The sequence below is a fragment of the Streptomyces sp. NBC_01508 genome (assembly GCF_045040315.1).
Lineage (GTDB): Bacteria > Actinomycetota > Actinomycetes > Streptomycetales > Streptomycetaceae > Streptomyces.
Genome location: NZ_CP109419.1, coordinates 7,057,448 through 7,081,084 on the forward strand (window position 1 = coordinate 7,057,448; position 23,637 = coordinate 7,081,084).

At 70.6% G+C, this 23,637-nt stretch carries 23 protein-coding genes; 16 read left to right on the forward strand and 7 right to left on the reverse strand.

The features are described 5' to 3' along the window. Positions 1-7 precede the first annotated feature (7 nt). The 11 genes from pafA (at position 8) to OG700_RS32615 (ending at position 10,790) form a co-directional block, all read left to right on the forward strand. Positions 8-1,369 carry a Pup--protein ligase gene (gene pafA, locus OG700_RS32565; RefSeq protein ID WP_078078166.1) on the forward strand — a complete coding sequence of 454 codons (1,362 nt, stop codon included), beginning with the start codon at positions 8-10 and terminating at the stop codon, positions 1,367-1,369. A gap of 124 nt (positions 1,370-1,493) precedes the next feature. After that, positions 1,494-2,429, forward strand: a complete 936-nt coding sequence (locus OG700_RS32570) for an FKBP-type peptidyl-prolyl cis-trans isomerase (protein WP_405619879.1) — start codon at positions 1,494-1,496, stop codon at positions 2,427-2,429. Between the two features lie 43 nt (positions 2,430-2,472). Further along, entirely contained in the window at positions 2,473-2,847 is a 375-nt protein-coding gene (locus tag OG700_RS32575; RefSeq protein WP_405619881.1) for an FKBP-type peptidyl-prolyl cis-trans isomerase, read from the forward strand. Positions 2,848-3,016: 169 nt separating this feature from the next. Further along, entirely contained in the window at positions 3,017-3,973 is a 957-nt protein-coding gene (locus OG700_RS32580; RefSeq protein ID WP_405619883.1) for a helix-turn-helix transcriptional regulator, read from the forward strand. Between the two features lie 18 nt (positions 3,974-3,991). Next, positions 3,992-4,963: a helix-turn-helix transcriptional regulator gene (locus tag OG700_RS32585; RefSeq protein WP_405619885.1), complete on the forward strand. Its 972-nt coding sequence runs from the start codon at positions 3,992-3,994 to the stop codon at positions 4,961-4,963. A 22-nt stretch (positions 4,964-4,985) separates the two neighbouring features. Continuing rightward, positions 4,986-5,237, forward strand: a complete 252-nt coding sequence (locus tag OG700_RS32590; RefSeq protein ID WP_405619887.1) for a hypothetical protein — start codon at positions 4,986-4,988, stop codon at positions 5,235-5,237. A 33-nt stretch (positions 5,238-5,270) separates the two neighbouring features. After that, entirely contained in the window at positions 5,271-5,468 is a 198-nt protein-coding gene (locus OG700_RS32595) for a hypothetical protein (RefSeq protein ID WP_399198482.1), read from the forward strand. Between the two features lie 204 nt (positions 5,469-5,672). Next, positions 5,673-5,969, forward strand: coding sequence for a Sec-independent protein translocase subunit TatA (gene tatA, locus OG700_RS32600; RefSeq protein ID WP_405619889.1), 297 nt, complete (start codon positions 5,673-5,675; stop codon positions 5,967-5,969). A gap of 112 nt (positions 5,970-6,081) precedes the next feature. Beyond that, complete coding sequence (gene tatC, locus OG700_RS32605) at positions 6,082-6,972, forward strand: twin-arginine translocase subunit TatC (RefSeq protein ID WP_405619891.1); 891 nt, start codon at positions 6,082-6,084, stop codon at positions 6,970-6,972. A gap of 24 nt (positions 6,973-6,996) precedes the next feature. Further along, entirely contained in the window at positions 6,997-7,893 is an 897-nt protein-coding gene (locus OG700_RS32610; protein ID WP_405619893.1) for a diacylglycerol kinase, read from the forward strand. A gap of 68 nt (positions 7,894-7,961) precedes the next feature. Then, on the forward strand, positions 7,962-10,790 hold the full coding sequence (locus tag OG700_RS32615) for a DEAD/DEAH box helicase (protein ID WP_405622149.1): 2,829 nt from the start codon (positions 7,962-7,964) through the stop codon (positions 10,788-10,790). An 80-nt stretch (positions 10,791-10,870) separates the two neighbouring features. Here the strand turns inward: OG700_RS32615 and OG700_RS32620 are convergent, their stop codons facing one another. The 3 genes from OG700_RS32620 to OG700_RS32630 all read right to left on the reverse strand — a co-directional run bounded on the left by OG700_RS32620 (position 10,871) and on the right by OG700_RS32630 (position 14,250). After that, the gene (locus tag OG700_RS32620; RefSeq protein WP_405619895.1) at positions 10,871-11,830 is read right to left on the reverse strand and encodes an ADP-ribosylglycohydrolase family protein; all 960 of its coding nucleotides are present in this window, start codon (positions 11,828-11,830) and stop codon (positions 10,871-10,873) included. 43 nt (positions 11,831-11,873) lie between these two features. Beyond that, positions 11,874-12,524 (reverse strand): fasciclin domain-containing protein, encoded by a 651-nt coding sequence (locus OG700_RS32625; RefSeq protein ID WP_405619897.1) that lies wholly within the window; start codon positions 12,522-12,524, stop codon positions 11,874-11,876. 64 nt (positions 12,525-12,588) lie between these two features. Then, entirely contained in the window at positions 12,589-14,250 is a 1,662-nt protein-coding gene (locus tag OG700_RS32630) for a molybdopterin-dependent oxidoreductase (RefSeq protein WP_405622151.1), read from the reverse strand. 226 nt (positions 14,251-14,476) lie between these two features. Here OG700_RS32630 and OG700_RS32635 point away from each other — a divergent pair, with 226 nt between their 5' ends. Genes OG700_RS32635 through OG700_RS32655 form a run of 5 tightly spaced genes read left to right on the forward strand, consistent with a single transcriptional unit; the run spans position 14,477 to position 20,091 of the window. Beyond that, entirely contained in the window at positions 14,477-15,805 is a 1,329-nt protein-coding gene (locus tag OG700_RS32635) for an NAD(P)/FAD-dependent oxidoreductase (protein WP_405619899.1), read from the forward strand. Then, positions 15,802-16,563, forward strand: coding sequence for a DUF1365 domain-containing protein (locus OG700_RS32640; RefSeq protein ID WP_405619901.1), 762 nt, complete (start codon positions 15,802-15,804; stop codon positions 16,561-16,563). Before OG700_RS32635 ends, OG700_RS32640 begins: the two co-directional genes overlap by 4 nt. After that, a complete protein-coding gene (locus tag OG700_RS32645; protein ID WP_405619903.1) occupies positions 16,560-17,918 on the forward strand; it encodes a class I SAM-dependent methyltransferase in 1,359 nt (452 codons plus the stop codon). Before OG700_RS32640 ends, OG700_RS32645 begins: the two co-directional genes overlap by 4 nt. Next, positions 17,915-19,288, forward strand: coding sequence for a class I SAM-dependent methyltransferase (locus OG700_RS32650; RefSeq protein ID WP_405619905.1), 1,374 nt, complete (start codon positions 17,915-17,917; stop codon positions 19,286-19,288). Before OG700_RS32645 ends, OG700_RS32650 begins: the two co-directional genes overlap by 4 nt. Then, positions 19,285-20,091 carry a DUF1295 domain-containing protein gene (locus OG700_RS32655; RefSeq protein ID WP_405619907.1) on the forward strand — a complete coding sequence of 269 codons (807 nt, stop codon included), beginning with the start codon at positions 19,285-19,287 and terminating at the stop codon, positions 20,089-20,091. Before OG700_RS32650 ends, OG700_RS32655 begins: the two co-directional genes overlap by 4 nt. Before the next feature lie 73 nt (positions 20,092-20,164). Here OG700_RS32655 and OG700_RS32660 read toward each other — a convergent pair whose 3' ends face one another. The 4 genes from OG700_RS32660 to OG700_RS32675 form a co-directional block, all read right to left on the reverse strand. Then, positions 20,165-20,920: an anti-sigma factor domain-containing protein gene (locus OG700_RS32660; RefSeq protein WP_405619909.1), complete on the reverse strand. Its 756-nt coding sequence runs from the start codon at positions 20,918-20,920 to the stop codon at positions 20,165-20,167. After that, positions 20,917-21,501: a sigma-70 family RNA polymerase sigma factor gene (locus OG700_RS32665; RefSeq protein ID WP_405619911.1), complete on the reverse strand. Its 585-nt coding sequence runs from the start codon at positions 21,499-21,501 to the stop codon at positions 20,917-20,919. Before OG700_RS32665 ends, OG700_RS32660 begins: the two co-directional genes overlap by 4 nt. Positions 21,502-21,702: 201 nt before the next feature. Next, positions 21,703-22,548, reverse strand: a complete 846-nt coding sequence (locus OG700_RS32670; protein ID WP_405619913.1) for a siderophore-interacting protein — start codon at positions 22,546-22,548, stop codon at positions 21,703-21,705. Between the two features lie 122 nt (positions 22,549-22,670). Next, complete coding sequence (locus tag OG700_RS32675) at positions 22,671-23,576, reverse strand: 5'-3' exonuclease H3TH domain-containing protein (protein WP_405622153.1); 906 nt, start codon at positions 23,574-23,576, stop codon at positions 22,671-22,673. Positions 23,577-23,637: the final 61 nt, after the last annotated feature.

The window sequence follows — 23,637 nt, forward strand, 5'->3', positions numbered from 1 at the left end:
TTCAGACATGGACCGCCGCATTTTCGGGCTGGAGAACGAGTACGGCGTCACGTGCACCTTCAGGGGACAGCGCCGGCTGTCACCTGACGAAGTGGCGCGCTACCTCTTCCGCCGTGTTGTGTCATGGGGCCGCAGCAGCAACGTCTTCCTGCGGAACGGCGCCCGCCTCTACCTCGACGTGGGATCGCATCCGGAATACGCGACACCCGAATGCGACAACGTGACCGAACTGGTCACGCACGACAAGGCGGGCGAGCGCATTCTCGAAGGCCTGCTCGTCGACGCCGAACGCCGCCTGCACGAGGAGGGAATCGCGGGCGACGTCTATCTGTTCAAGAACAACACCGATTCGGCGGGAAACTCCTACGGCTGCCACGAGAATTATCTCGTCGCCCGTCATGGGGAATTCTCCCGGCTCGCGGACATCCTCATTCCGTTCCTCGTCACCCGGCAGTTGCTCTGCGGTGCCGGAAAGGTGCTGCAGACTCCGCGTGGCGCGGTCTACTGCGTCAGTCAGCGCGCCGAGCACATTTGGGAGGGCGTCAGTTCCGCCACCACCCGTTCCCGTCCGATCATCAACACCCGTGACGAGCCGCACGCCGACGCGGAGCGCTACCGCCGGCTGCATGTCATCGTCGGCGACTCGAACATGTCCGAGACGACCATGCTCCTGAAGGTCGGCGCCACGGATCTCGTGCTGCGCATGATCGAGGCGGGCACGGTGATGCGCGATCTCACCCTGGAGAACCCGATCCGGGCGATCCGCGAGGTGAGTCACGACATCACCGGTCAGCGCAAGGTGCGTCTGGCCAGCGGGCGCGAGGCGTCGGCCATCGAGGTCCAGCGGGAGTACTACGAGAAGGCCGTGGACTTCGTCGACCGCCGGGGCATCCGCACCGGCACCGTCGAGCAGGTGCTGGAGTTGTGGGGTCGTACGCTCGACGCCATCGAGGCCGAGGATCTGGACCGGATCGGCACCGAGATCGACTGGGTCATGAAGTACAAGCTCATCGAGCGCTACCGGGCCAAGCACAACATGACCATGTCCCATCCCCGGGTCGCCCAGATAGACCTCGCCTACCACGACATCCACCGCCGCCGCGGGCTCTACTACCTGTTGGAGAAGCGTGGCCAGGCGGCCCGGATCTGCAACGACATGAAGATCTTCGAGGGCAAGTCCGTGCCCCCGCAGACGACTCGGGCACGGTTGCGCGGTGACTTCATCCGGCGGGCACAGGAGCAGCGGCGGGACTTCACCGTCGACTGGGTCCATCTCAAGCTCAACGACCAGGCGCAGCGCACCGTGCTGTGCAAGGACCCGTTCCGTTCGGTGGACGACCGGGTCGAAAAGCTGATCGCCGGTATGTGATCGCCGACGGTCGACATCTGTCGTCCGGAACGCGACTCGGGCCCCGTACGTTCTTCGTGCGGGGCCCTTGCCACGCCCTAGAGTGTCGTGGAACTTAACCTTCCGTCTGAGATCTGAGGAATTCGTGCGCCGACTTGCCGGCCTCATCGTCATCCCCCTACTGCTGCTGTCCACAGCGGCCTGTGGTGACGACGGAGGCACCGACTCCACTTCGTCCAAGAGCGGGTTTCCCGAGATCACCGCGGGTGCCAAGTTCGGTGAGAAGCCGACTCTGGCGAAGGGCGAGGGGACCCCGCCGAAGGAGTTGCAGACCGACGTCATCAGTGAGGGTGACGGCGCGAAGCTGAAGAAGGGTGACGCGATCCAGGTGAACTACCTGGGCCAGTCCTGGGACTCGACCAAGCCGTTCGACAACAGCTACGACCGCAAGGCCCCCTTCGATCTGACGCTCGGCGCGGGCATGGTCATCCAGGGCTGGGACAAGGGCCTGGAGGGCCAGAAGGTCGGCAGCCGTGTCGAGCTGGTCATCCCGCCGGACCTGGGTTACGGCGCGCAGGGGCAGGGCGACATCAAGCCCAACTCCACACTCGTCTTCGTCGTCGACATCCTGAAGGCGACTCAGGTTCTGACCTCGGCCAAGGGCAGTGAGGTCGCGCAGGACAACATCGACCTGCCGAAGGTCGGGGTCAACACCGACGGCAAGGCTCCGAAGGTCACGATCCCGAAGACGGACCCGCCGAAGAAGCTCGTGTCCAACTACGTGCTGGAGAGCAAGGGCGAGGTCGTCAAGGCCACCGACTCGGTGGTGCTGAACTACGAGGCGCTGCTGTGGAAGGACGCCAAGACGTTCGACAGCACGTACAAGAACGGCAAGACCGTGACGTTCCCGCTGCCGCAGCTCGCCCTCAAGGGGCTGAAGGACGGCGTCGTCGGCAAGAAGGTCGGCAGCCGTGTGCTGGTCGTCATTCCGCCGGCCGAGGCGTTCGGTGACAAGGAGCAGCAGGGCATCCCGAAGGGCTCCACTCTGGTGTTCGCCGTGGACATCCTGGCGAAGGTGTAAGACTGTCCCGGTTGCCCCGTTCATCATTTAGAGGAGCAGTTCAGTGAGCATCGAGAAGCCCGAGATCGATTTCCCGGGTGGCGAGCCGCCGGCCGACCTGGAGATCAAGGACATCTGGGAGGGCGAGGGTGCCGTGGCCAAGTCGGGCGACACCGTCTCCGTCCACTACGTGGGTGTGGCGTTCTCCACCGGTGAGGAATTCGACGCCTCCTGGAACCGCGGTACGCCGCTGAAGTTCCAGCTCGGTCAGGGCAAGGTCATCTCCGGCTGGGACCAGGGTGTCCAGGGCATGAGGGTCGGCGGTCGTCGTCAGCTGACGATTCCCTCGCACCTCGCCTACGGCGAGCACGGCGCGGGTGGTGGCGCGATCGCTCCGGGCGAGACGCTGATCTTCGTCTGTGATCTGGTCGCTGTCTGACGGATGTCGTTGTCGACATCGTCGACCGATCGATGTCGTTGTCCGATCACACACGGACACACCGAGGGCCCATGCTGTTCGGCGTGGGCCCTCGGCTTTTACCGCGGGACCCCCGGGCGGTACGGTCGACGCGCGGATCCGGCACTAGCAAATGAGGTGTAGGGCGTCGATGGCCATTGCCAAGGCCGAGCGGTTGATGAATCTCGCGCTGTGCCTGCTCGGTACCCGGCGCCCGCTCAGCAAGCGCGAGTTGCGCGAGTCCATCGAGGCATATCTGGAAGCCGGTTCCGATGACGGCTTCAACCGGATGTTCGAGCGGGACAAGGACGATCTGCGCGAACTCGGGCTGGTCATCGACACGGTGGAGAATCTGGACGGCGAGACCGGTTACGTCGCCCGCCGTGACAGCAACCGGCTGCCGGCCATCACGCTGGACGCCGAGGAGGCCGCCGCGCTCGGGCTCGCCGCCAAGGTCTGGCAGCAGGCCCGGCTGGCGGGGGCCGCCAGTGGCGCGCTCCAGAAACTGCGGGCCGCGGGGATGCCGGAGGCGGAGGACTCGTACGAGGCGCACCACAGCGCCCTCGAACCTCGTATCCCGGTCCATGAGGCCGCGTTCGAGCCGCTGATGCTCGCCTGCCGTGACCGCAGGGCCGTCGTCTTCGACTACCGCAAGGCGAATGCCGCCAAGCCCGAGCAGCGTCAGGTCGAGCCGTGGACCCTGGAGTGCTGGCGCGGTCACTGGTATTTGGCCGGCTGGGACCGGGAGCGCCGGGCCGAGCGGGTTTTCCGGCTCTCGCGGATCACCGGTCGGGTCCGGTCCCGGACGGGCGGGTTCACCGCTCCCGTGCCCGATGTGGTCACGGTGCGTGAGACGGTCGAGAGCTGGGCGGGGGAGACGGCGACGCGTTCGGCGCTGATCCGGCTGCGCTCCGGCTGCGGTTACCCGCTGCGTGCCAGGGCGGTGTCGTCGCGGGAACTGGGGGACGGCTGGGACGAGTTGGAGATCCCGTACGGCCATGGTCTGGACGCCTGGCTGGTGGAGTTCGGCCCCGACGTGGTCGTGCTGGAGCCCGCGGATCTGCGGGCCGATGTCGTGGACCGGCTGCGCGCCGTGGCCAAGGTTTGAGGGGAACTCGTACACACCATGGCAGCCAACGCCATCGATCAGACCCGCCGGATGCTCTCGCTGGTGACCTATCTGCGGGAGCGCCCCGGCGCGCACGTCAGTGATGTCGCCCGTGCTTTCGGGATCACCGAGGACGAGTTGATCTCCGACCTCGATGTCCTGCCCATGTGCGGGACGAGTTTCCGCGGGGGTGACCTTCTCGACATCGACACCGACGGCGACCGTATCTGGTGGCACAACCCGGACGATGTGGCCGAGCCGTTGCGGCTGGCGGCGGACGAGGCGACGGCGTTGCTGGTGGCGGCCCGCGCGGTCGCCACGCTGCCGGGGCTGCGGGAGAGCGACCGGCAGGCGTTGTTGCGTGCGACGGCCAAGCTGGAGGCCGCGGCCGGGGAGGCGGCGGGCGCCAGTTCCCGGCTGTCGGTGACCTTCGAGTCGGAGGGTGGTGTCTTCGCCGATGTGGACCGGGCCATCTCGGAGCGGCGCAGGCTCTGGCTGCGTTACTACTCTCCGGCGCGGGACGAGCTGACCGAGCGTGAGGTCGACCCGATCAGGCTGTTCGCGGTGGGCCATACGTATATGGAGGCGTGGTGCCGGCTGTCCGAGGCGCGGCGTACGTTCCGGCTCGACCGGGTCGCCGAGATCAAGCTGCTGGACGAGCCGTCGTCGCCGCCGGAGCTGGAGCTGCGTGATCTGTCGGAGGGGCTGGTGCAGCCGTCGGCGGACGATCCCGAGGTGGTGGTCGATGTCGGTCCTGGTGGGCGCTGGGTCGCCGAGTACTACCCGCACGACAGTGCGCAGGAGCTTGCCGACGGTGGGCTGCGGATCACGCTGCGCACGCCGGCGCCGGCTTCGCTGCGGCGGCTCGCGCTGCGGCTGGGCCGGGACGGGCGTATCGCTGCCCCGCGGGATCTCGCGGAGAGCGCGCGGCTGGCGGCACGCGAGGCGCTGGCGGCGTACGACCGTGACGTTACGGACCACCAGAACTAGAGGATTTGGGGGATATGTCCGTATGGGTGGTTTCTCTGCGTCGGCATCCATGGTGCCGGTCCTCTTCCGGGCTGCCTGCCCCGAGTGCCGGGCCCGCTTCGAGCTGTCGGCCGGTGCGCTGCGGCTCGCGATCGGCGCCAGCCGCCGTACGACCTTCTACTCGTTCACCTGCCCCGAGTGCGAGAGCGCGGTGCGCAAACCCGCGGGTGAGCGCATTGTCGAACTGCTCAGCGGGGGCGGCGTCCGGACACTGCGCCTGCATTCGACGATCTAGGCGACCCGGACGATCCAGCGGAAAGGCTCCTCCATGTTCTGGCCCATGCTCGCCATCGCCCTCGGGTTCTGCGGGATCGCCGTACTCGGCGTCCTCGCGATCCGTGTCTTCGTCGAGGCCCAGCGCCTCGGTCACCAGGTCGCCTCCACGACGCGGCGGATCAATCGGGCGGCCGAGGAGCTGGAGCTGGCCGCCACCCATCTCGCGAAGACCGGCGACGCCATCCGATAAATGAATGCACCCTCCCTCCATCACCAGTTCGGGCGGTAGGGTGACGAAGCGGTCTCGGGCTGGGGGCGGGGGCCGTCGTACGGAGTACGCACAGGCATTGCCCTGCGTTTACCCCTGCGGGTTACGATCGCTGCCAGCGCGACGGTCAGACAACTGTCCGGCTGTCGTTCCAGACTCTGTCGCCTCGGTGAAGAAGGTAATGCTATGGGTAGGCTCGGCCCCACCGAGATCATCCTTATCCTCGTCGTCATCATCCTGCTCTTCGGCGCCAAGAAGCTTCCCGACATGGCCCGTTCGCTCGGCAAGTCGGCGCGCATCCTCAAGAGCGAGGCCAAGGCGATGAAGTCCGACGAGACCAAGACCGGCACGGCTCCGACGGACCCGCCGACCGCCTCCGCCGACCCGGACCAGCCCGCGCCCAGGACCATCCAGGCGGCGCCCGGCGATGTCACCAGCTCGCGGCCCGTCGCCGAGCCCACCGACTCGACCACGAAGCGCTGATCCGACCCCTGGGCCGATGCACGCACCGGGCACGGTGACGGCCTGCCGCACGAGATGAGGACGTGGGTTGCCCAAGTCTGCCCGCACAGAAGAGAAGGATTCCGAGGGGCGTATGCCGCTCGTGGAGCATCTTCGTGAGCTGCGCAACCGGATGTCGAAGGGGCTGCTCGCGATCGTCGTGGTGACGATCGTGGCCGTGTTCTACAGCGAGCAGATCATGTCGTTCCTCTCCGAGTCGGTGCCCAAGTGCGGGAAGGGCGAGGAAAGCGACGGCGGCAACTGTGCGGATGTCGTGTTCAACACCCTGACCTCGCCGTTCACCACGACGATCCGGATCAGCCTCACTACGGGCATCATCGTGGCCAGCCCGGTGTGGCTCTATCAGCTGTGGGCGTTCATCGCCCCGGGCCTGCACAAGAACGAGAAGAAGTACACGTACGCGTTCGTCGCGACCGCCGTGCCGCTCTTCACGGCCGGTGCGTACCTCGCCTACATCATTCTGCCGATCAGCATGAAGGTCCTGATCAGCCTCACGCCGACCGGCTCCGGAAACCTTGTCTCGCTGGACGAGGTCCTGGACTTCACCACCCGCATGGTGCTGGTCTTCGGTCTCGCCTTCGAACTGCCGCTGATCCTGGTCATGCTCAACATGACCGGCATGGTCACCGGCCGCCGGATGGTCGGATGGTGGCGCGGCGTCGTCATGGGCGTCTTCGTCTTCGGCGCGGTGATCACCCCCACGACCGATCCCGTGGGCATGATCGCGCTGGCCGGACCCATCATCGTCCTCTACTTCGGCGCGGTCGGCTTCTCGCTCATCAACGACCGGCGCAGGCGCCGCAACAACCCCGACGCCGGGCTGGACGACGACGAGGCGTCCGATCTGGACCACACCCCGGAGAGCGTGGGGAGTGTCGAAACGGTCGCCGCGGTGCCCGCCCTTCCCGAGCAGGCGGACAGCAGCCGGACCAGCCGTGTCAACGGCTACGACGACATCACCTGATCCCCGATCGGACCGAGCCCGACCGTGACCGGTGAGATCACCCTGTTCGTCAATCCCACCGCGGGGCGCGGCAGGGGCGCCCGTGCCGCGCAGCCGGCCGCCCGCGCGCTCAGGGACGCGGGGTACTCCGTCCGTACGGTGCTGGGGTCCGACGCCCAGGACGCGCTGCGGCGCGCACGCGAGGCCGTCGCGGCGGGCACGGGCGCGCTGATCGCCGTGGGCGGGGACGGTCTGGTCTCCCTCGCCCTCCAGGCCGTGGCCGGTACGGACACCCCGCTCGGCGTCGTCGCCGTCGGCACCGGCAACGATTTCGGCCGGGCGCTCGGCCTGCCCGTACGGGACCCGGCGGCGGCCGGCCGGATCGCCGCCGACGCGCTGAAGCACGGCGGGATCCGGGACGTGGACCTGGGGCGGGCCGCGGGGCGGTGGTTCGGGACCGTCCTGGCCTCCGGCTTCGACTCACGCGTCAACGACCGGGGCAACCGCATGCGGTGGCCGGGCGGCCGGGTCAAGTACGACCTGGCGATGGTGGCCGAACTCGCCGCCTTCAAGCCCGTCCCCTACCGCGTGACCCTGGACGACGGCACCGAGCGGGGGATCGAGGCGACCCTGATAGCCGTCGGCAACGGCCCCTCCTACGGAGGCGGCATGCGGATCTGCGCGGGCGCCGCCCTGGACGACGGGCTCTTCGACGTGACCGTCGTCGGTGACTGCAGCCGCGCCACGCTGCTGAAGGTCTTTCCGCGCGTCTACCGGGGCACGCATCTCAGCCACCCCAAGGTCACCGTCCACCGCACCTCGAAGATCACCCTCGCCGCCCCGGGTCTCACCGGCTACGCGGACGGGGAGCCGCTCGGCCCGCTGCCGCTTACCGCGCGGTGCGTCGCCGGGGCCGTACGGGTACTCACACCAGGCCCCTGACGGCCCCCCTGCCCCCGGCAATAAAGATCGCCTGACTGTCAGAGGTGGCGGGTAGGCTCGTGAGCAAGATGACAGAGGACCTCACACCGGCCGAGCGTTACACCGCAGCTCGGATCCGCGCAGCCGAGCAGGCCACCGCACTCGCGCCGTTCCGCGAGATGTACGAATTCGGCCTCGACCCGTTCCAGATCGAGGCCTGCCAGGCGCTGGAGTCCGGCAAGGGCGTCCTGGTCGCGGCGCCCACCGGCTCCGGCAAGACGATCGTCGGTGAATTCGCCGTGCACCTGGCCCTCGCCGAGGGCCGCAAATGCTTCTACACCACCCCCATCAAGGCGCTGTCCAACCAGAAGTACGCGGACCTGGCGAAGCGCTACGGCGCCGACAAGGTGGGCCTGCTCACCGGCGACAACAGCGTCAATTCCGATGCCCCGGTGGTCGTCATGACCACCGAAGTCCTGCGCAACATGCTCTACGCGAGCTCGCAGTCGCTGACCGGACTCGGCTATGTCGTGATGGACGAGGTGCACTACCTCTCCGACCGCTTCCGCGGCGCCGTCTGGGAAGAGGTGATCATCCACCTCCCCGAGTCCGTGACCCTGGTGTCCCTGTCGGCGACGGTCTCCAACGCCGAGGAGTTCGGTGACTGGCTGGACACCGTCCGTGGCAGCACGGAGGTGATCGTCTCCGAGCACCGCCCCGTGCCGCTGTGGCAGCACGTCTTCGCGGGCCGCCGGATGTACGACCTCTTCGAGGAGGGCACCGACCACGGAGGCCGCGGTGGGGCGCGCCGCGAGGTCAACCCCGACCTCGTCCGGCTGGCCCGGATGGAGAACCAGAAGACGTACAACCCCCGGGACCGCCGCCGCGGCAAGATGGTCCGCGAGGCCGACCGGGAGCGCGAGCGCCGACAGCGCGGCCGGATCTGGACGCCGAGCCGGCCCGAGGTCATCCAGCGGCTCGACGCCGAGGATCTGCTGCCCGCCATCACCTTCATCTTCAGCCGGGCCGGCTGCGAGGCCGCCGTACAGCAGTGCATGTACGCCGGGCTGCGGCTCAACGACGACGCGAGGCGGGCCAGGGTCCGCGAGATCGTGGAGGCGCGCACCGCGTCCATCCCCACCGAGGATCTGCATGTCCTGGGGTACTACGAGTGGCTGGAGGGCCTGGAGCGCGGCATCGCCGCCCACCACGCCGGCATGCTGCCGACGTTCAAGGAAGTCGTCGAGGAGCTGTTCGTACGGGGTCTGGTCAAGGCCGTGTTCGCCACGGAGACCCTGGCGCTGGGGATCAACATGCCCGCCAGGTCGGTCGTCCTGGAGAAGCTCGTCAAGTGGAACGGCGAGCAGCACGCGGACATCACACCCGGTGAGTACACCCAGCTCACCGGCCGGGCGGGCCGGCGCGGCATCGACGTCGAGGGTCACGCGGTGGTCCTGTGGCAGCGCGGTATGGACCCGGGCGGGCTCGCCGGCCTCGCGGGCACCCGCACGTATCCGCTGCGCTCCAGCTTCCGGCCGTCGTACAACATGGCGGTCAATCTGGTGCAGCAGTTCGGCCGGCACCGCTCGCGCGAGCTGCTGGAGACGTCATTCGCGCAGTTCCAGGCGGACAGGTCGGTCGTCGGGATCTCCCGGCAGGTCCAGAAGAACGAAGAGGGGCTGGACGGCTACCGGGCGGGCATGACCTGCCACTTGGGGGACTTCGAGGAGTACGCGCGGCTGCGCCGCGACCTCAAGGACCGCGAGACGGAGCTGGCCAAGCAGGGGGCGGTGCAGCGGCGGGCCGCCGCCGCGTCCTCGCTGGAGAAGCTCAGGACCGGCGATGTGATCCATGTCCCGACCGGCAAGTTCGCCGGTCTCGCGCTGGTGCTCGATCCCGGACTGCCGGCCGGGCGGGCCAACGGCCACCGGGGCGTGGAGTATCACGACGGCCCGAGGCCGCTGGTGCTGACCGCCGAGCGGCAGGTGAAGCGGCTCGCGTCGATGGACTTCCCCGTGCCGGTCGCGGCGCTGGACCGGATGCGGATCCCCAAGAGCTTCAACCAGCGCTCGCCGCAGTCGCGCCGCGACCTGGCGTCCGCGCTCCGTACGAAGGCTGGTCACCTGGTGCCGGAGCGGCACCGCAAGGGGCGCGCGCCGGCCGCCGACGACCGCGAGATCGCCCGGCTGCGCGCGGAGTTGCGCGCGCACCCGTGCCACGGGTGCGACGAGCGTGAGGACCACGCGCGGTGGGCCGAGCGCTATCACCGGCTGCACCGGGACACCCGTCAGCTGGAGCGGCGGATCGAGGGCCGTACGAACACCATCGCCCGCACCTTCGACCGTATCGTCGCCCTCCTTACGGAGATGGACTATCTGCGCGGCGACGAGGTCACGGGCAACGGCAAGCGGCTCGCCCGGCTCTACGGCGAGTTGGACCTGCTCGCCAGCGAATGTCTGCGCGAAGGCGTGTGGGAAGGGCTCTCTCCTGCTGAACTGGCCGCGTGCGTCTCGGCGTTGGTCTTCGAGGCGCGCCAGTCGGACGACGCGGTGGCGCCCCGGGTGCCCAGCGGCGCGGTGAAGGCCGCGCTCGGCGAGATGGTCCGTATCTGGGGCCGGCTCGACGCGCTGGAGGAGGACTTCGCGATCAATCAGGCGGAGGGTGTCGGCCAGCGGGAACCCGACCTCGGTTTCGCCTGGCCCGTGCACATGTGGGCGTCGGGCAAGGGCCTCGACGAGGTGCTGCGCGACGCCGAGATGCCGGCGGGTGACTTCGTCCGCTGGTGCAAGCAGGTGATCGACGTTCTCGGGCAGATCGCCGCGGCGGCGCCCCGCGAGAACAGCACGGTCGCGAAGAACGCCCGCAAGGCGGTCGACGAGGTGCTGCGCGGGGTGGTGGCGTACAGCTCGGTGGGGTGACGGCGGGCGGCCCCTCGGGGAGTCCGACGCGCGGTCCGGACATCGGATGTCCGGACCCCGCGCCGTGCCGGGCATCGGCGTCAGGCCGTCAACCGCTCCGCGAGGCGGGCCAGTTCCGGCGTACGCAGCACCCGGTCGCCGTATCCGGGCAGGGGCACATGGAGCGGGTCCGTCCAGCGGCGGGGGATCGCGGTGAGGCCGTGGACGGCGCCCGCGAGCGCGCCGGTGACCGCCGCGACCGTGTCCGTGTCGCCGCCCAGATCGATCGCCGCCGCCAGGGACGCCTCGAACGAGCCGGTGGTCCGCAGCGCCCAGAGCGCCGAGCCCAGGCAGGGCCAGACCGCTCCGTTGAACTCCGTCGCGTCGTCGGGGTGCCAGCCGGGGTCGAGCACGGTGGCCCAGCGCGGCCGGTGCTCCTCACGTACGGCACGCAGCGCGCCGGGCACGGCGGCCACCGGATCGCCGCCGTCCAGCGCCACCCGGATCAGCTCGTGCAGTACCGCCGTGCCCTCCCACGCCGCGCCGTCGCCGTGGGTGAGCGCCGCGATCCGGCGGGCGGCCGACATGGTGGCCTCGCGGCCCGCCGCCGCGAAGTGCACGGCGGGGGTGGCGGCGCGCATCAACGAGCCGTTGCCGGCGGCCCGTCCGGAGCGCCGGAAGTGGATCGGGGCGGCGAGATCCCACGCGTCGCCGCTCATCAGGACCTGTTCGGTCTGGAGCCCGATGTCCTTGGGGTCGGCCGCCGCCCAGTGACGGAATCGGCCGAAGATGTCGGGCAGGTCGAGGCCGCCTTGTTCCAGGAGCGATTCGCCGATCAGTACGGCCATCTGCGTGTCGTCCGTGGCCTCGCCCGGATCCCAGCCGCCGCCTCCGCACATCTCGCCCACGCCGTCGGGGAAACGGGCGGTGAACACACCGGCGGGGCCGAATTCGAAAGGTGCTCCGAGCGCGTCGCCGGCCGCTGAGCCGACGACCGCTCCGAGCACCCGGTCGTGTCGAGCTGTGCCGTCCCGAGGGGACAGCGGATCCACGGGGGTCATCCGGCCAGGATAGGGAGGCCGGACAACGCCCGTGGGTGCGGGACTACTTCGGCATCAGCACCGTGTCGATGATGTGCACCGTGGCGTTGGCGGTCGGGACGTCACCGCAGACGACACTGGCGGCGTCGTTCACCTTGTACGAGTCGCCCGAGCCGGCCGTGGTGAGCGTGCTCTTCTGGAGGGTGTCGTACGTGCCGCTCGCCAGCTGCTTCTTGGCCAGCTTCTCGCCCACGACGTGGTAGGTGAGGATCTTGGTGAGCATGGCCTTGTCGGCGAGGACGGCGTCCAGGTCGGCCTTCGGGATCTTGGCGAAGGCGTCGTTGGTGGGCGCGAACACCGTGATGTTCTCGGCGGTGTTGAGGGTGTCGACCAGACCGGCCTTCTTCACTGCGGTGACCAGGGTGGACAGCTCGGGGTTGTTCGACGCGGCGGTCGCGACCGGGGCCTGGCCCATGCCGTCGAAGCTGCCGGGGCCGGTCTTGGGCACCGAGGCGCAGGCCGGGCCGAACGGCGCGTCCGTGGTGTCGCCCGCGGCGTCGTCGGCCGTGTCCTCCGGGGCCTTCTCCTCGGCGGCGGTCGAGGACTCCGCCTTGGTGTCCTTGCTGTCGTCGCTGGAGCAGGAGGTCAGCGCCAGCGGGAGGGCGACGGCGGCGACGACGGTGACGGCGGCACGCTGGAAACGGGTGATCTTCATGTGAATCTCCTTGGAAGGTGGTGCTGTTGACAAGCGGTGACGTGCGCTACGCGGTGGAGAGGGCTCAGTCGACGGCGACCACCACCGAGTGCCAGCCGGTCGCGCCGTTGGGTACGGTCCCCACGCGCTTGTCCGTCTGGGTGTTGCCGTCCCGGTCCGTCGCGCGGACTTCGAGCGTGTGGCTGCCGGAGGTGGCGGGCCACTCCCACCGCCACTGGCGCCAGGTGTCCTCGCTGTCCTCGGCGGCCAGCTGGGCCGGGTTCCAGTCCCCGCCGTCCACCCGGACCTCGACCCGCTCGACACCGCGGTGCTGCGCCCACGCCACTCCGGCGACGGGCACCCGGCCCGCCTTGGGCGAGGCGAAGGGGCGCGGGGTGTCGATCCGCGACTGGGTCTTGATGGGCGCCTGGCGGGACCAGGTGCGCTTGACCCAGTACGCGTCGTAGTCGGCGAACGTGGTCAGTTCGAGGTCTTCCAGCCACTTGCACGCCGACACGTATCCGTACAGGCCGGGGACGACCATCCGGACCGGGAAGCCGTGGTCGAACGGCAGGGGTTCGCCGTTCATGCCGACCGCGAGCATCGCGTCGCGGCCGTCCATGACCGCGTCGACAGGGGTGCCGATGGTCATGCCGTCCACGGAGCGGGACACCAACTGGTCGGCGGGACCGCCCTTCGACGGTGGCCGCACCCCGGCCTCGCGCAGCAGGCCCGCCAGGGGAACACCGATCCAGCGGGCGTTGCCGACGTACGGGCCGCCGACCTCGTTGGAGACACAGGTCAGCGTGATGTCCCGCTCGATCAGCTCCCGTTGGAGAAGATCCTGGAAGCTGAGGGTGAGCGGCCGGGTGACGCCCTTGCCGTGGATGCGCAGGCGCCAGCTGTCGGCGTCCACACGGGGCACGACCAGGGCGGTGTCCACCCGGTAGAAGTCCTTGTTGGGGGTGACGAAGGAACTCAGGCCGCGGATCTTCAGATCCGCTCCCGCCGGTATCGCACGGGCCCGTGAGGCCGGGGTGGGCAGGACGACCGTGCGGCGTGAGGCGGCGGCCTCGGCCGCCCCTGACGCGTTCAACCGCCGCCCGAGGAGGCCAGCTCCCGCCGATGCCGCGGCGGCGGCCGTCGCGGCGATGACGAATCCGCGCCGGTCGAAGGCGCCGGGGCCCCGGCGGCCTGGGTCCTGCCCGTCGGCGTCCTGCTCGCCGGCGTCCTGCTGCCCGTCTGCGTCCTGCCTGTCGGCGGATGTCGCCGAGGCTTCCGTGGTGGTCCCGTCCGTCCCCGCATCCCCATGCGGGGACGGACGGGAGGTCAGCCTGCCGACCAGCAGATACAGCACTCCGCAGGCCAGCAGTCCGCCCACGACCGAGGGCAGGGCATCGGGGACGCGGCCGTCGGGCCGCTCCACCGCCGCCCATGCCCCGATCGCGCCGAAGACCAGGACCGCCGCCGCGCCGACCTTCCGGTACCGCAGCGAGGCCACTCCGACCGTCATGGCGAAAAGCGCCAGGAGGGCCAGGATGCCCAGTTGCAGGACCAGCTTGTCGTCGTTCCCGAAATTGCGGACGGCGAAGTCCTTCACCGGTGCCGGTGTGCGGTCGATGACCGCGCCGCCCACCGCGGTGACGGGACTCGCCTCGGGCCGTACGGCCGCCGAAACCAGCTCGGCGACGCAGAGCGCCGCGAGCCCGGCGATCAACCCGCTGAGCGCGGCCAGGGTGCCGCGCACCACTTGTACGCCACGCGGCCCATGGCCGGCCTCGCTCTTCGGATCTTGCTGATCTTCGCTCACACCGGCCATTCGGTGCGAGATGCAAGGCGGATTGGTCTGTCACCCGTAAGAATTAAAAGTACGACTGCTGGAAGAAAGATCGCTCCCGACACCAATCCGTCGGCCGGTGTGGCTCGAATCCTCCATGAGGGGCTGTGCCCCAAGCCGCATCGGAGGGAGCTTTATGAGCGGGGAAGGCGAACGCCGGCGTACCGCGGTCGTGGGTGGTGGAGTGGCCGGCCTGACCGCCGCGTACGTGCTGCGGCGCTCGCACGAGGTGTCGCTGTACGAGGCGGACGAGCGTCTTGGCGGTCATGCCCACACCCACGACCTCGCGTCGTCCGACGGCCGGGCGCACCGCGTCGACTCCGGGTTCATCGTCCACAACGAACGTACCTATCCGCTGTTGCTGCGGCTGTTCCGGGAACTGGGTGTGACCACCCAGGAGTCGGAGATGAGCATGTCCGTACGGTGCGACGGCTGCGGGCTGGAGTATGCCGGTGCCCGGGGGCTGTCCGGGCTGTTCCCGCGCCCCGGACATGTCCTGCGCGGGCGGTATCTGCGGATGCTCACCGAAGTGCCGGCCTTCCACCGCCGGGCGCGACGGCTGCTCGCGGACGAGACGGACACCGCACTCGCGACCGCGCCCGGTGCCGGTGCCGGTGCCGGTGCCGGTGCCGACGAGAACACCACGCTGGCGCGCTTCGTCGCGGACGGCGGCTTCTCGCCGTACTTCGTGTCCCACTTCCTGACACCGCTCGTCTCGGCCGTCTGGTCCTGCGACGCCGGAACGGCCCTGCGCTACCCGGCCCGTTACCTGTTCCGCTTCCTGGACCACCACGGCCTGCTGTCCGTCAGCGGCTCACCGGTCTGGCGCACGGTCAGCGGCGGCTCCCGCGAGTACGTCGACCGCGTCTGCGGGCAACTCGACGCCGTCCACACGGCGGCGCCGGTGCGGTCCGTACGGCGCGGCCCGCGCGGGGTGGAGCTGACCACCGCCGACGGCACCACCCGCCGCTACGACTCGGTCGTCATCGCCGTCCACCCCGACCAGGCCCTGCGGCTGCTCGCCGACCCGACCGACGACGAACGCCAGGTGCTCGGCGCCTTCCGCTACTCGCGCAACGCCACCCTGCTGCACACCGACCCGAGCGTGCTGCCGCGCAGCCCGCGCGCCCGCGCCTCGTGGAACCTGACCATGCCGTCCTGCGCGGCGGACGCCGGCCGGGTACGGGTCAGCTACGACATGAACCGGCTGCAACGCCTGGACGCCCCCGAGAACTTCGTGGTGTCGCTGAACGGCGCCGACCGTGTCGCCGAGGACCGCGTCCTCGCCCGGATGACGTATGAACACCCCGTCTACACACCTCAGTCGGTGGCCGCCCAGCGCCGGCTGCCCGGACTGGGCGGACCCGTCACGGCGTACGCGGGGGCGTACCACGGATGGGGATTCCACGAGGACGGCTGCCGCTCGGGCGTCGAGGCCGCCGCCGCGCTGGGGGTGCCGTGGTGAGCACCGTGACCGCCCCCGTTCCCGCGCTGTACCCGTGCACCGTCACGCATGTACGGACCGCGCCGCTCCGCTACGGCCTGCGGCTGCGCACCTACATGTGGCTGATCGACCCGGACCGCCCGCCAGTGCTGCCCCGGGTGCTGCGTCCGCTGGCGGGCTTCGACGCCCGCGACCACTTCGGCGGTACGTCGCCGACCATCCGCGCCGGACTGGACCGGTACCTCGCGTCGCACGGCGTGGAACTGGGCGGCGGGCGGGTGGTGATGCTCGCGCACGCCCGGGTCCTCGGCCATGTCTTCAACCCGCTGACGCTCTACTGGTGCCACGGACCCGGCGGCGAACCGCTGTGCGTCGTGGCCGAGGTGCACAACACGTACGGCGAGCGGCACTGCTACCTGCTGCGGCCCGGTGACCGGGCCGCCGGAGCGGACGAGAACACCTTCTGGGTGGACAAGGAGCTGTACGTCTCGCCGTTCTTCCCCGTCGACGGCGGCTACCGGATGCGGCTGCCCGAGCCGGCGGCGCGGCTGGAGCTGACGGTCCATCTGGAACGCGACGGGGGGCGGCCGTTCACCGCGACCGTACGCGGCGAGCGGCGCGCGGCCACCCCCTGGACGGTGCTGCGGGCCGCGCTGCGCCACCCGCTGTCGACCGCCGTCGTCTCCGCAGGCATCCGCTACCACGGCATCCGTCTCCACCTGCGCGGGCTTCCCGTGCGGCCGCGTCCCCGACACCGCCCCCAGGAGGGTGTGAAATGAGCGTGCACGTCTCCCCGCCGTCGTCCCCGTCGTCCCCGTCGTCGCCGTCGCCGTCGCCGTCGTCGTCGCCGTCGCCGTTCCCGGCGGCCCCTTCGTCCCCGGCGGCCCCGGTCTCCCCGGCGGCCTCCGCCGTCGACGCGCGGCGCTGGCCGGACGTGGCCCGGCTGCCGCGCGCCTCGTGGCTGCGTACGGCCCTCGCCGAGCGCGTCGTCCGCCACGCGCTGACCCGGCTGGCGCTGCGGGTCAGGCTCGGGGAGGGCGAGACGCTGGGCCTCGGCGGGCCGCTGATGGTGGTGCGTGATCCCCACGCGTTCTTCCGGCGGATCGGGGCCACCGGCCTGATCGGCTTCGGCGAGTCGTACATGGCGGGCGAGTGGGAGGCCGACGATCTCGTCGCCGTCCTGACCGTCCTCGCCGAGAACGCCCCCGTTCTCGTCCCCGCGCCGCTCCAACGGCTGCGCCGGGTCTGGGCGTTGAAGCGTCCCGACGCGCAGCGCAACACCCCCGAGGGCTCGCGCGACAACATCAGCCACCACTACGACCTGTCGAACGAGCTGTTCTCGCTCTTCCTGGACGAGACCCTGTCGTACTCCGCCGCCCTCTTCCGGGGATTCCCCGCCGACGCGTCGCTGCTGCCCGCCGCCCAGCACCGCAAGATCGACCGGCTGCTGGACGAGGCGCGGGTGGGACCAGGCACGCGACTGCTCGAAATCGGCACCGGATGGGGCGAGTTGGCGATCCGGGCGGCGGCGCGCGGGGCGCGCGTCGTCACCGTCACGCTCTCGCGGGAGCAGTTGGCCCTGGCCGAGGAACGGATCAGGGCGGCCGGCCTGGAGGACCGAGTGACCGTACAACTGCGCGACTACCGGCGGGTGCGCGGCACCTTCGACGCCGTGGTCAGCGTGGAGATGATCGAGGCGGTGGGGGAGGAGTTCTGGCCGGAGTACTTCACCACGCTGGACCGGCTGCTGGCGCCCGGCGGCCGGATCGCGCTGCAGGCGATCACCATGCCGCACGACCGGCTGCTCGCCTCCCGCACCACCCACACCTGGATCGGCAAGTACATCTTCCCCGGCGGACTGATCCCCTCGGTCGAGGTGATGGAGCAACTGACCGCCTCGCACACGTCGTTGCGCGTCGTCGAGCGGGACGGTTTCGGGCCGCACTACGCGCAGACGCTCCGCCTGTGGCGCGAGCGGTTCACCGAACAGGAGGCGGAGGTCGACGCGTTGGGGTTCGACGCGACGTTCCGGCGCATGTGGACCTTCTATCTCGCCTACTCCGAGGCCGGGTTCCGCTCCGGCTATCTCGACGTCCAGCAGATGGTGCTGGCCAGGGAAGGAACGACCCGATGACGGGAATCCGACCGGCGACGGCCGGCCGGCCGCCACGGCGGCGCACCGGTACCGGCACCGGCGCCGCCCACCAGCTCCTGCCGCTCGCCGAACAGATCCTCGGCGCCCGGCTGCCGCTGCGGCTGCGCGCCTGGGACGGCAGCACCGCCGGCCCCGAGGGCGCCCCGGTGGTCGTCCTGCGCTCGCGCCGCGCGCTGCGCCGACTGGTCTGGCAACCCGACGAACTCGGCCTGGCCCAGGCGTACATCACCGGCGATCTCGACATCGACGGCGACCTCACCGACGGGCTGCGCACCGTGTGGGGCGCGGCGCGCGAGCGCGGCCCGCGTCCGCCGGAGCTCACCCTCGCCGACCGGGCCCGCGCCGTCGGCACCATGCTGCGGCTGGGCGCGATCGGCCCGCGCCCGCCCGTACCGTCCTCGCAGGCCAGGCTCGGCGGCGCCCTGCACAGCAAGGCACGGGACCGGGCGGCGATCAGCCACCACTACGACCTCTCCAACGACTTCTACGCCCTGCTGCTCGACGAGACGATGGCGTACTCCTGCGGCTACTGGACCACGGGGGAGGGCGAGGTTGAGGGCGAGGGCGGCGCGGCCGGCTACGGCTCCGCCGACGCCCAGCGCGACAAGCTGGAGCTGGTCTGCCGCAAGCTGGGCCTCCGACCCGGTTCGACGCTGCTGGACATCGGCTGCGGCTGGGGATCGCTCACCCTGTACGCCGCCGAGACGTACAGGACGCGGGTCACCGCCGTGACGCTCGCCGCCGAGCAGGCGCGGTACGTGACCGAGCAGGTGACGGCGCGCGGTCTGACGGAGCTGGTCGAGGTGCGGCTGTCGGACTACCGGGACATCGAGGCCGGTTCGTACGACGCGGTGTCGACCATCGAGATGGGCGAGCACGTCGGCGACGCCGAGTACCCCGGCTTCACCGCCACGCTCCACCGGATGCTGCGCCCCGGCGGCCGGGTGCTGGTGCAGCAGATGTCGCGGGGCGCGGTGGCGCCGGGCGGCGGCGCGTTCATCGAGTCGTACATCGCGCCCGACATGCATATGCGCCCGCTGGGCGACACCGTCTCGCTGCTGGAGGGCGCGGGTCTGGAGGTGCGGGCCGTGGAGGCGATGCGCGAGCACTACACGCGTACGATCCGGGCCTGGCACCGCACGCTGGAGGAGCGCTGGGCGCAGTTCGGTGCTCTGGTGGGCGAGGAGACGGCGCGCGTCTGGCGGCTGTACCTGGTGGGCAGTGCCCTCGCGTTCGAGGAGGGCAGGATGGGCGTGGACCAGATCCTGGCCGTACGCCCCACGGACCGGGGGCGCGGTGACCTGCCGCCCACCCCGCGGCACTGGTACGGAGAAGGGGACACGCGGTGAACGGATATCCCTGGGGCGCGTTCGGCCAGGGGATCGGCTTCGCGGCGCTCGCCGCACTGGCCGTCATGCTCGTGACCTTCGCGATCGCTGTCGCGAAGGGTCTGCACCGGATCGTGGACATCGCGTGGGGGATCGGCTTCACGGCGGTGGCCGTGACCGGCTACGCGGTGTCGGCGGGGCAGGGGGACGACGCGCGGCGGCTGCTGGTGACCGTACTGACCGCCGTGTGGGGGCTGCGGCTGGCCGGCCACATCGCCCGGCGCGGGCGGGGGCACGGCGAGGACGCGCGGTACGAGGCGATGCTCGCCAGGGCGCCGGGCGCCCGGAACCTGTACGCGCTGCGCATGGTGTACCTGCCGCAGGGGCTGCTGGTCGTGCTGGTCTCGCTGCCCGTACAGGCCGCGCAGTACCTGCCCGGCCCCCTCGGGCCGGTCGCGTTCGCGGGCTGCGCCCTCTGGCTCGTCGGCCTGCTCTTCGAGGCGGTCGGCGACGCCCAACTCGCCCGGTTCAAGGCCGATCCGGCGAACAAGGGCCGGATCATGGACCGCGGTCTGTGGAGCTGGACCCGGCATCCCAACTATTTCGGTGACTTCTGTGTCTGGTGGGGGCTGTTCCTGATCGTCTGCGACGATCCGGCGGTCGCGGCGGCGACTCTGGTGAGCCCGCTCGTGATGAGTTCTCTGCTGGTCAACGGCAGCGGGAAACGGCTGCTGGAGCGGCACATGGCGGCGCGGCCGGGCTACGCCGCGTACGCCGCCCGTACGAGTGGCTTCTTTCCGCGCCCGCCGCGCAAGGCGACCTGAGCAGACCGGGTGGGAACGCCCGCACCCTCGCTGTCCGGTGCGGGCCGCTCCCACGCGGTCTGCTCAGGGCAGCTCAGGTCGGGAAGTTCATCAGCGCCAACGGGTCGGAGGTCGGCTGCGCAGAGCCGCCCGCCGGTTCGACGGTGATGCCCATGCCCGACGCCGCCCCGACGGAACCGGCCATCAGCACCGAGTCCGACGTCGCGGAGGGATCCATCAGACCGGCGTCCCGCATCGTGCCGTCGTCGTTGAACCAGAGCTGGTAGACCTTGCCGCTCGGCGGTTTCGGCATGCCGGACGCGATGAACGCCGCCTTGTCCCGGTCGCGCGACACGACGACCGTGCCGGTCGCCCCGTCGGTCAGCCCGCCCGTCCTGATCTTTGCGTCGGGCGCCGCGAGTACGGCGGCCAGTGCCTCGGACTGCCGCTGCGAGGTCTGGGCCTGCGCGCGGGCGTCCTGGGCCTCCTGCTGCTGCCACACGGCGATCCCGCCGAAGCCGGCCGCGGCGGCGAGGCAGGCGGCCAGCGCGAAGCGCGACAGCGCGCGCCCCTTGGCCCCTCCTCCGCCCGTGCCGCGGGACTCCCGCGTCACCTTGGGCGGCTCCTGGCGTTCGGTGGCGATCCGCCGCATCACCAGCGCCTTGAGTTCGGGTGGCGGCGTGACGGCCGCGGCCAGCCCCAACCGCGTGGTGGTGGCGGCCAGTTCGCGGACTTCCTGGGCGCAGGCCGGGCACACCTCCAGATGCCTCTCGAACTCGGCGCGCTCGTCGGGCGCCAGAGCGTGCAGCGCGTACGCGCCGGTCAGCGTGTGCAGTTCAGCGGTGCTCATGCGCTCACCCCCAGGCAGTCGCGCAGCCGGATGAGCCCGTCGCGCAGTCGTGTCTTGACCGTGCCGAGCGGCACGGCGAGCAGTTCGGCCACTTCCCGGTACGCGAGCCCTTGGTAGTAGGCGAGCGTGACCGACTGGCGCTGGAGTTCGGTGAGGGTACGGACACAGCGCCGCACCTGCTCGCGCTCCAGCCGGGACTCGACCTGCTCGGTGACCTCGTCGAAGGCCGGTGTCCGGTCCAGCAGTGCCGCCCGGTGCTCGCGGTCGCTGGACGCCTGGGCCGAGCGGACCCGGTCCACCGCCCGCCGGTGCGCGAGGGTCAGCACCCAGGTCATGCCGCTGCCGCGGGACGCCTGGAAGCGCGGGGCGCTGCGCCAGACTTCGAGCAGCACCTCCTGGGCCACCTCCTCCGACTGGGCGGGATCACGCAGTACGGAGCGGACGAGCCCCAGGACGGGCCCGCAGACCATGTCGTACACCCGGGCGAACGCTTCCTGGTCGCCCCGGGCCACCTGGCCCAGCAATTCCTGCAGGTCCGGCCCGGCAGAAGCGGGTCCGCCGATATGTACGGCTTGTTTCACGCGGCTGTTCCTTCACGGTGCGGCGGGCGTGCCGTCCGGGGTGGCGGACGGTTTCACCTGGTATTCGGAACAGGAGCCACGGCGGATTGGTGCGTTACGCCATCGTGCCACGACCGGGTGAGACAGCGGTGGCCGTCTGGACAGCGGTGGCCGGACGGGTCGGGTACGCGGCCCGTCCGGCCACCGAGGACAGTCCCGGCCTCAGCCCTTCGTGTCCTCCTGCTCGCGCTCCACCTGCTCGTTCCACTCGCGCTTGACCGCGCGCCACGCCTCGTCGTTCTGACCCAGCCGCCAGTAGCCGGAGATCGACAGCCGCTCGCGCGGGATCTGCCGGTCGTGCCGCAGATGGCGGCGCAGCTCCTTCACGAAACCGGCCTCGCCGTGCACGAACGCGTGCACGTCACCGGCGGGGAATTCCAGTGCCCGTACGGCGGCGACCAGCGCCTCGCCGACCGGACGGCTCCCACGGTGCAGCCAGACGATCTCGGCCCCGGCGGGAGCGGCGATCTTCTGCTCCTCGTCCGGCCCCTCGACCTCGATGAAGGCGTGGATCGTGGCGTCCTCGGGAGCCTGCTCGACCGACGCGGCGATCGCGGGCAGCGCGCTCTCGTCCCCGACGAACAGATGCCAGTCGGCGGCCGGGTCGGGCGCGTACGACCCGCCGGGACCCAGGAACAGCGCCGGATCACCGGGGCGTACGGCAGCCGCCCACGGCCCCGCCAGGCCCTCGTCGCCGTGCACCACGAAGTCGATCGTGATCTCCCCGGCGGCCCGGTCCCACTCACGCACCGTGTACGTGCGGGTGGCGGGCCACTGCTCGCGAGGGAAGTCCGCGCGGACGCGGTCCATGTCGAACGGCTCGGGATAGCTGACACCCTCGGGCGCGAAGAGCAACTTCACGTAGTGGTCGGTGAATTCGCCCGCGTCGAGCCCGGCGGGTCCGTCGCCGCCGAGGACCAGGCGCACCATGTGCGGCGTGATGCGCCGACTGCGCATCACCCGCGCCTCATGGACCTTCGGTGACTTGCGGGCCGGCTGTGCTGCCACGGCGGTCTCCCCTGACTCGTAACGGCCGCCCCTCAACGGGCAGGCGTTGCTTAGGTTTACCTAACCTAACACTCTGCCGTCGCCCGCACCCCTTGGCGTTCCCGTCCCATCAGCCCCCGCCGTCACTTCCCGAGCGTGGTGAGCAGCCGGTGCAGCGCGTTGTGCAGACCCCACCGCTCGGCCAGGGCCTCCAATGTCTCCGGATCGAGCGGCTCGGCGGGCAGCACCGGGTCGAACTCCGGCAGCGGAACGTCCCCGGCGACCCGCACCACCGTCGGCGCGACCGCCACATAGGCCCTGGACTCGTCCAGCCGCTTGCGCTGCGAGGGGGTGAGCGCGGAACGCGCATCGTCCACCGCCGCCATGATCCCCGCCAGATCGCCGAACGCGTCGAGCAGCTTGGCCGCCGTCTTCTCGCCGATGCCGGGCACGCCGGGCAGTCCGTCGCTCGGATCGCCCCGCAGCAGCGCCAGATCGACATAGCCGGAGCCGTCCACCCCGAACCGCTCGCGCAGCCACGCCTCGTCCGTCACCTGGAGCGAACCGACCCCCTTGAGCGGATACAGCACCCGCACCCCCCGGGCGTCGTCCACCAGCTGGTAGAGATCGCGGTCGCCGGTGATGATGTCCACCGGGCCGGACGCGCGGCCGGTGAGGGTGCCGATCACGTCGTCCGCCTCGTACCCCGCCACACCGACCCGGGCGATGCCCAGCGCGTCCAGCACGGCCGCGATGATCGGCACCTGCGGAGCGAGGGTGTCCGGGGTCTCCTCCTCGTCCGGCCCCTCCGGCGTCTCGACCGCCACGCGGTGCGCCTTGTACGACGGGATCAGATCCACCCGCCACTGCGGCCGCCAGTCGGCGTCCCAGCAGGCCACGAGATCGTCCGGGTGGTGGTCCTGGACGAGCCGGGTGATGAAGTCGAGCAGGCCCCGGACCGCGTTGACGGGCGTGCCGTCGGGAGCCCGCACCGAGTCGGGGACCCCGAAATAGGCACGGAAATAGAGGGAAGCGGTGTCGAGGAGCATCAGGCGTCGCGTCACATCCCCGATGATGCCGCATCCCACTGACAGCGGCCGGACAACGGCG

Coding starts and splice junctions, on each gene's coding strand:
- OG700_RS32635 (WP_405619899.1), top strand. CDS start 14,477: ATGAGCGGGGAAGGCGAACGCCGGCGTACCGCGGTCGTGGGTGGTGGA.
- OG700_RS32675 (WP_405622153.1), bottom strand. CDS start 23,576: ATGCTCCTCGACACCGCTTCCCTCTATTTCCGTGCCTATTTCGGGGTC.
- OG700_RS32580 (WP_405619883.1), top strand. CDS start 3,017: ATGGCCATTGCCAAGGCCGAGCGGTTGATGAATCTCGCGCTGTGCCTG.
- OG700_RS32660 (WP_405619909.1), bottom strand. CDS start 20,920: ATGAGCACCGCTGAACTGCACACGCTGACCGGCGCGTACGCGCTGCAC.
- OG700_RS32595 (WP_399198482.1), top strand. CDS start 5,271: ATGTTCTGGCCCATGCTCGCCATCGCCCTCGGGTTCTGCGGGATCGCC.
- OG700_RS32625 (WP_405619897.1), bottom strand. CDS start 12,524: ATGAAGATCACCCGTTTCCAGCGTGCCGCCGTCACCGTCGTCGCCGCC.
- tatA (WP_405619889.1), top strand. CDS start 5,673: ATGGGTAGGCTCGGCCCCACCGAGATCATCCTTATCCTCGTCGTCATC.
- OG700_RS32590 (WP_405619887.1), top strand. CDS start 4,986: ATGGGTGGTTTCTCTGCGTCGGCATCCATGGTGCCGGTCCTCTTCCGG.
- OG700_RS32615 (WP_405622149.1), top strand. CDS start 7,962: ATGACAGAGGACCTCACACCGGCCGAGCGTTACACCGCAGCTCGGATC.
- pafA (WP_078078166.1), top strand. CDS start 8: ATGGACCGCCGCATTTTCGGGCTGGAGAACGAGTACGGCGTCACGTGC.
- OG700_RS32620 (WP_405619895.1), bottom strand. CDS start 11,830: ATGACCCCCGTGGATCCGCTGTCCCCTCGGGACGGCACAGCTCGACAC.
- OG700_RS32585 (WP_405619885.1), top strand. CDS start 3,992: ATGGCAGCCAACGCCATCGATCAGACCCGCCGGATGCTCTCGCTGGTG.
- OG700_RS32650 (WP_405619905.1), top strand. CDS start 17,915: ATGACGGGAATCCGACCGGCGACGGCCGGCCGGCCGCCACGGCGGCGC.
- tatC (WP_405619891.1), top strand. CDS start 6,082: ATGCCGCTCGTGGAGCATCTTCGTGAGCTGCGCAACCGGATGTCGAAG.
- OG700_RS32645 (WP_405619903.1), top strand. CDS start 16,560: ATGAGCGTGCACGTCTCCCCGCCGTCGTCCCCGTCGTCCCCGTCGTCG.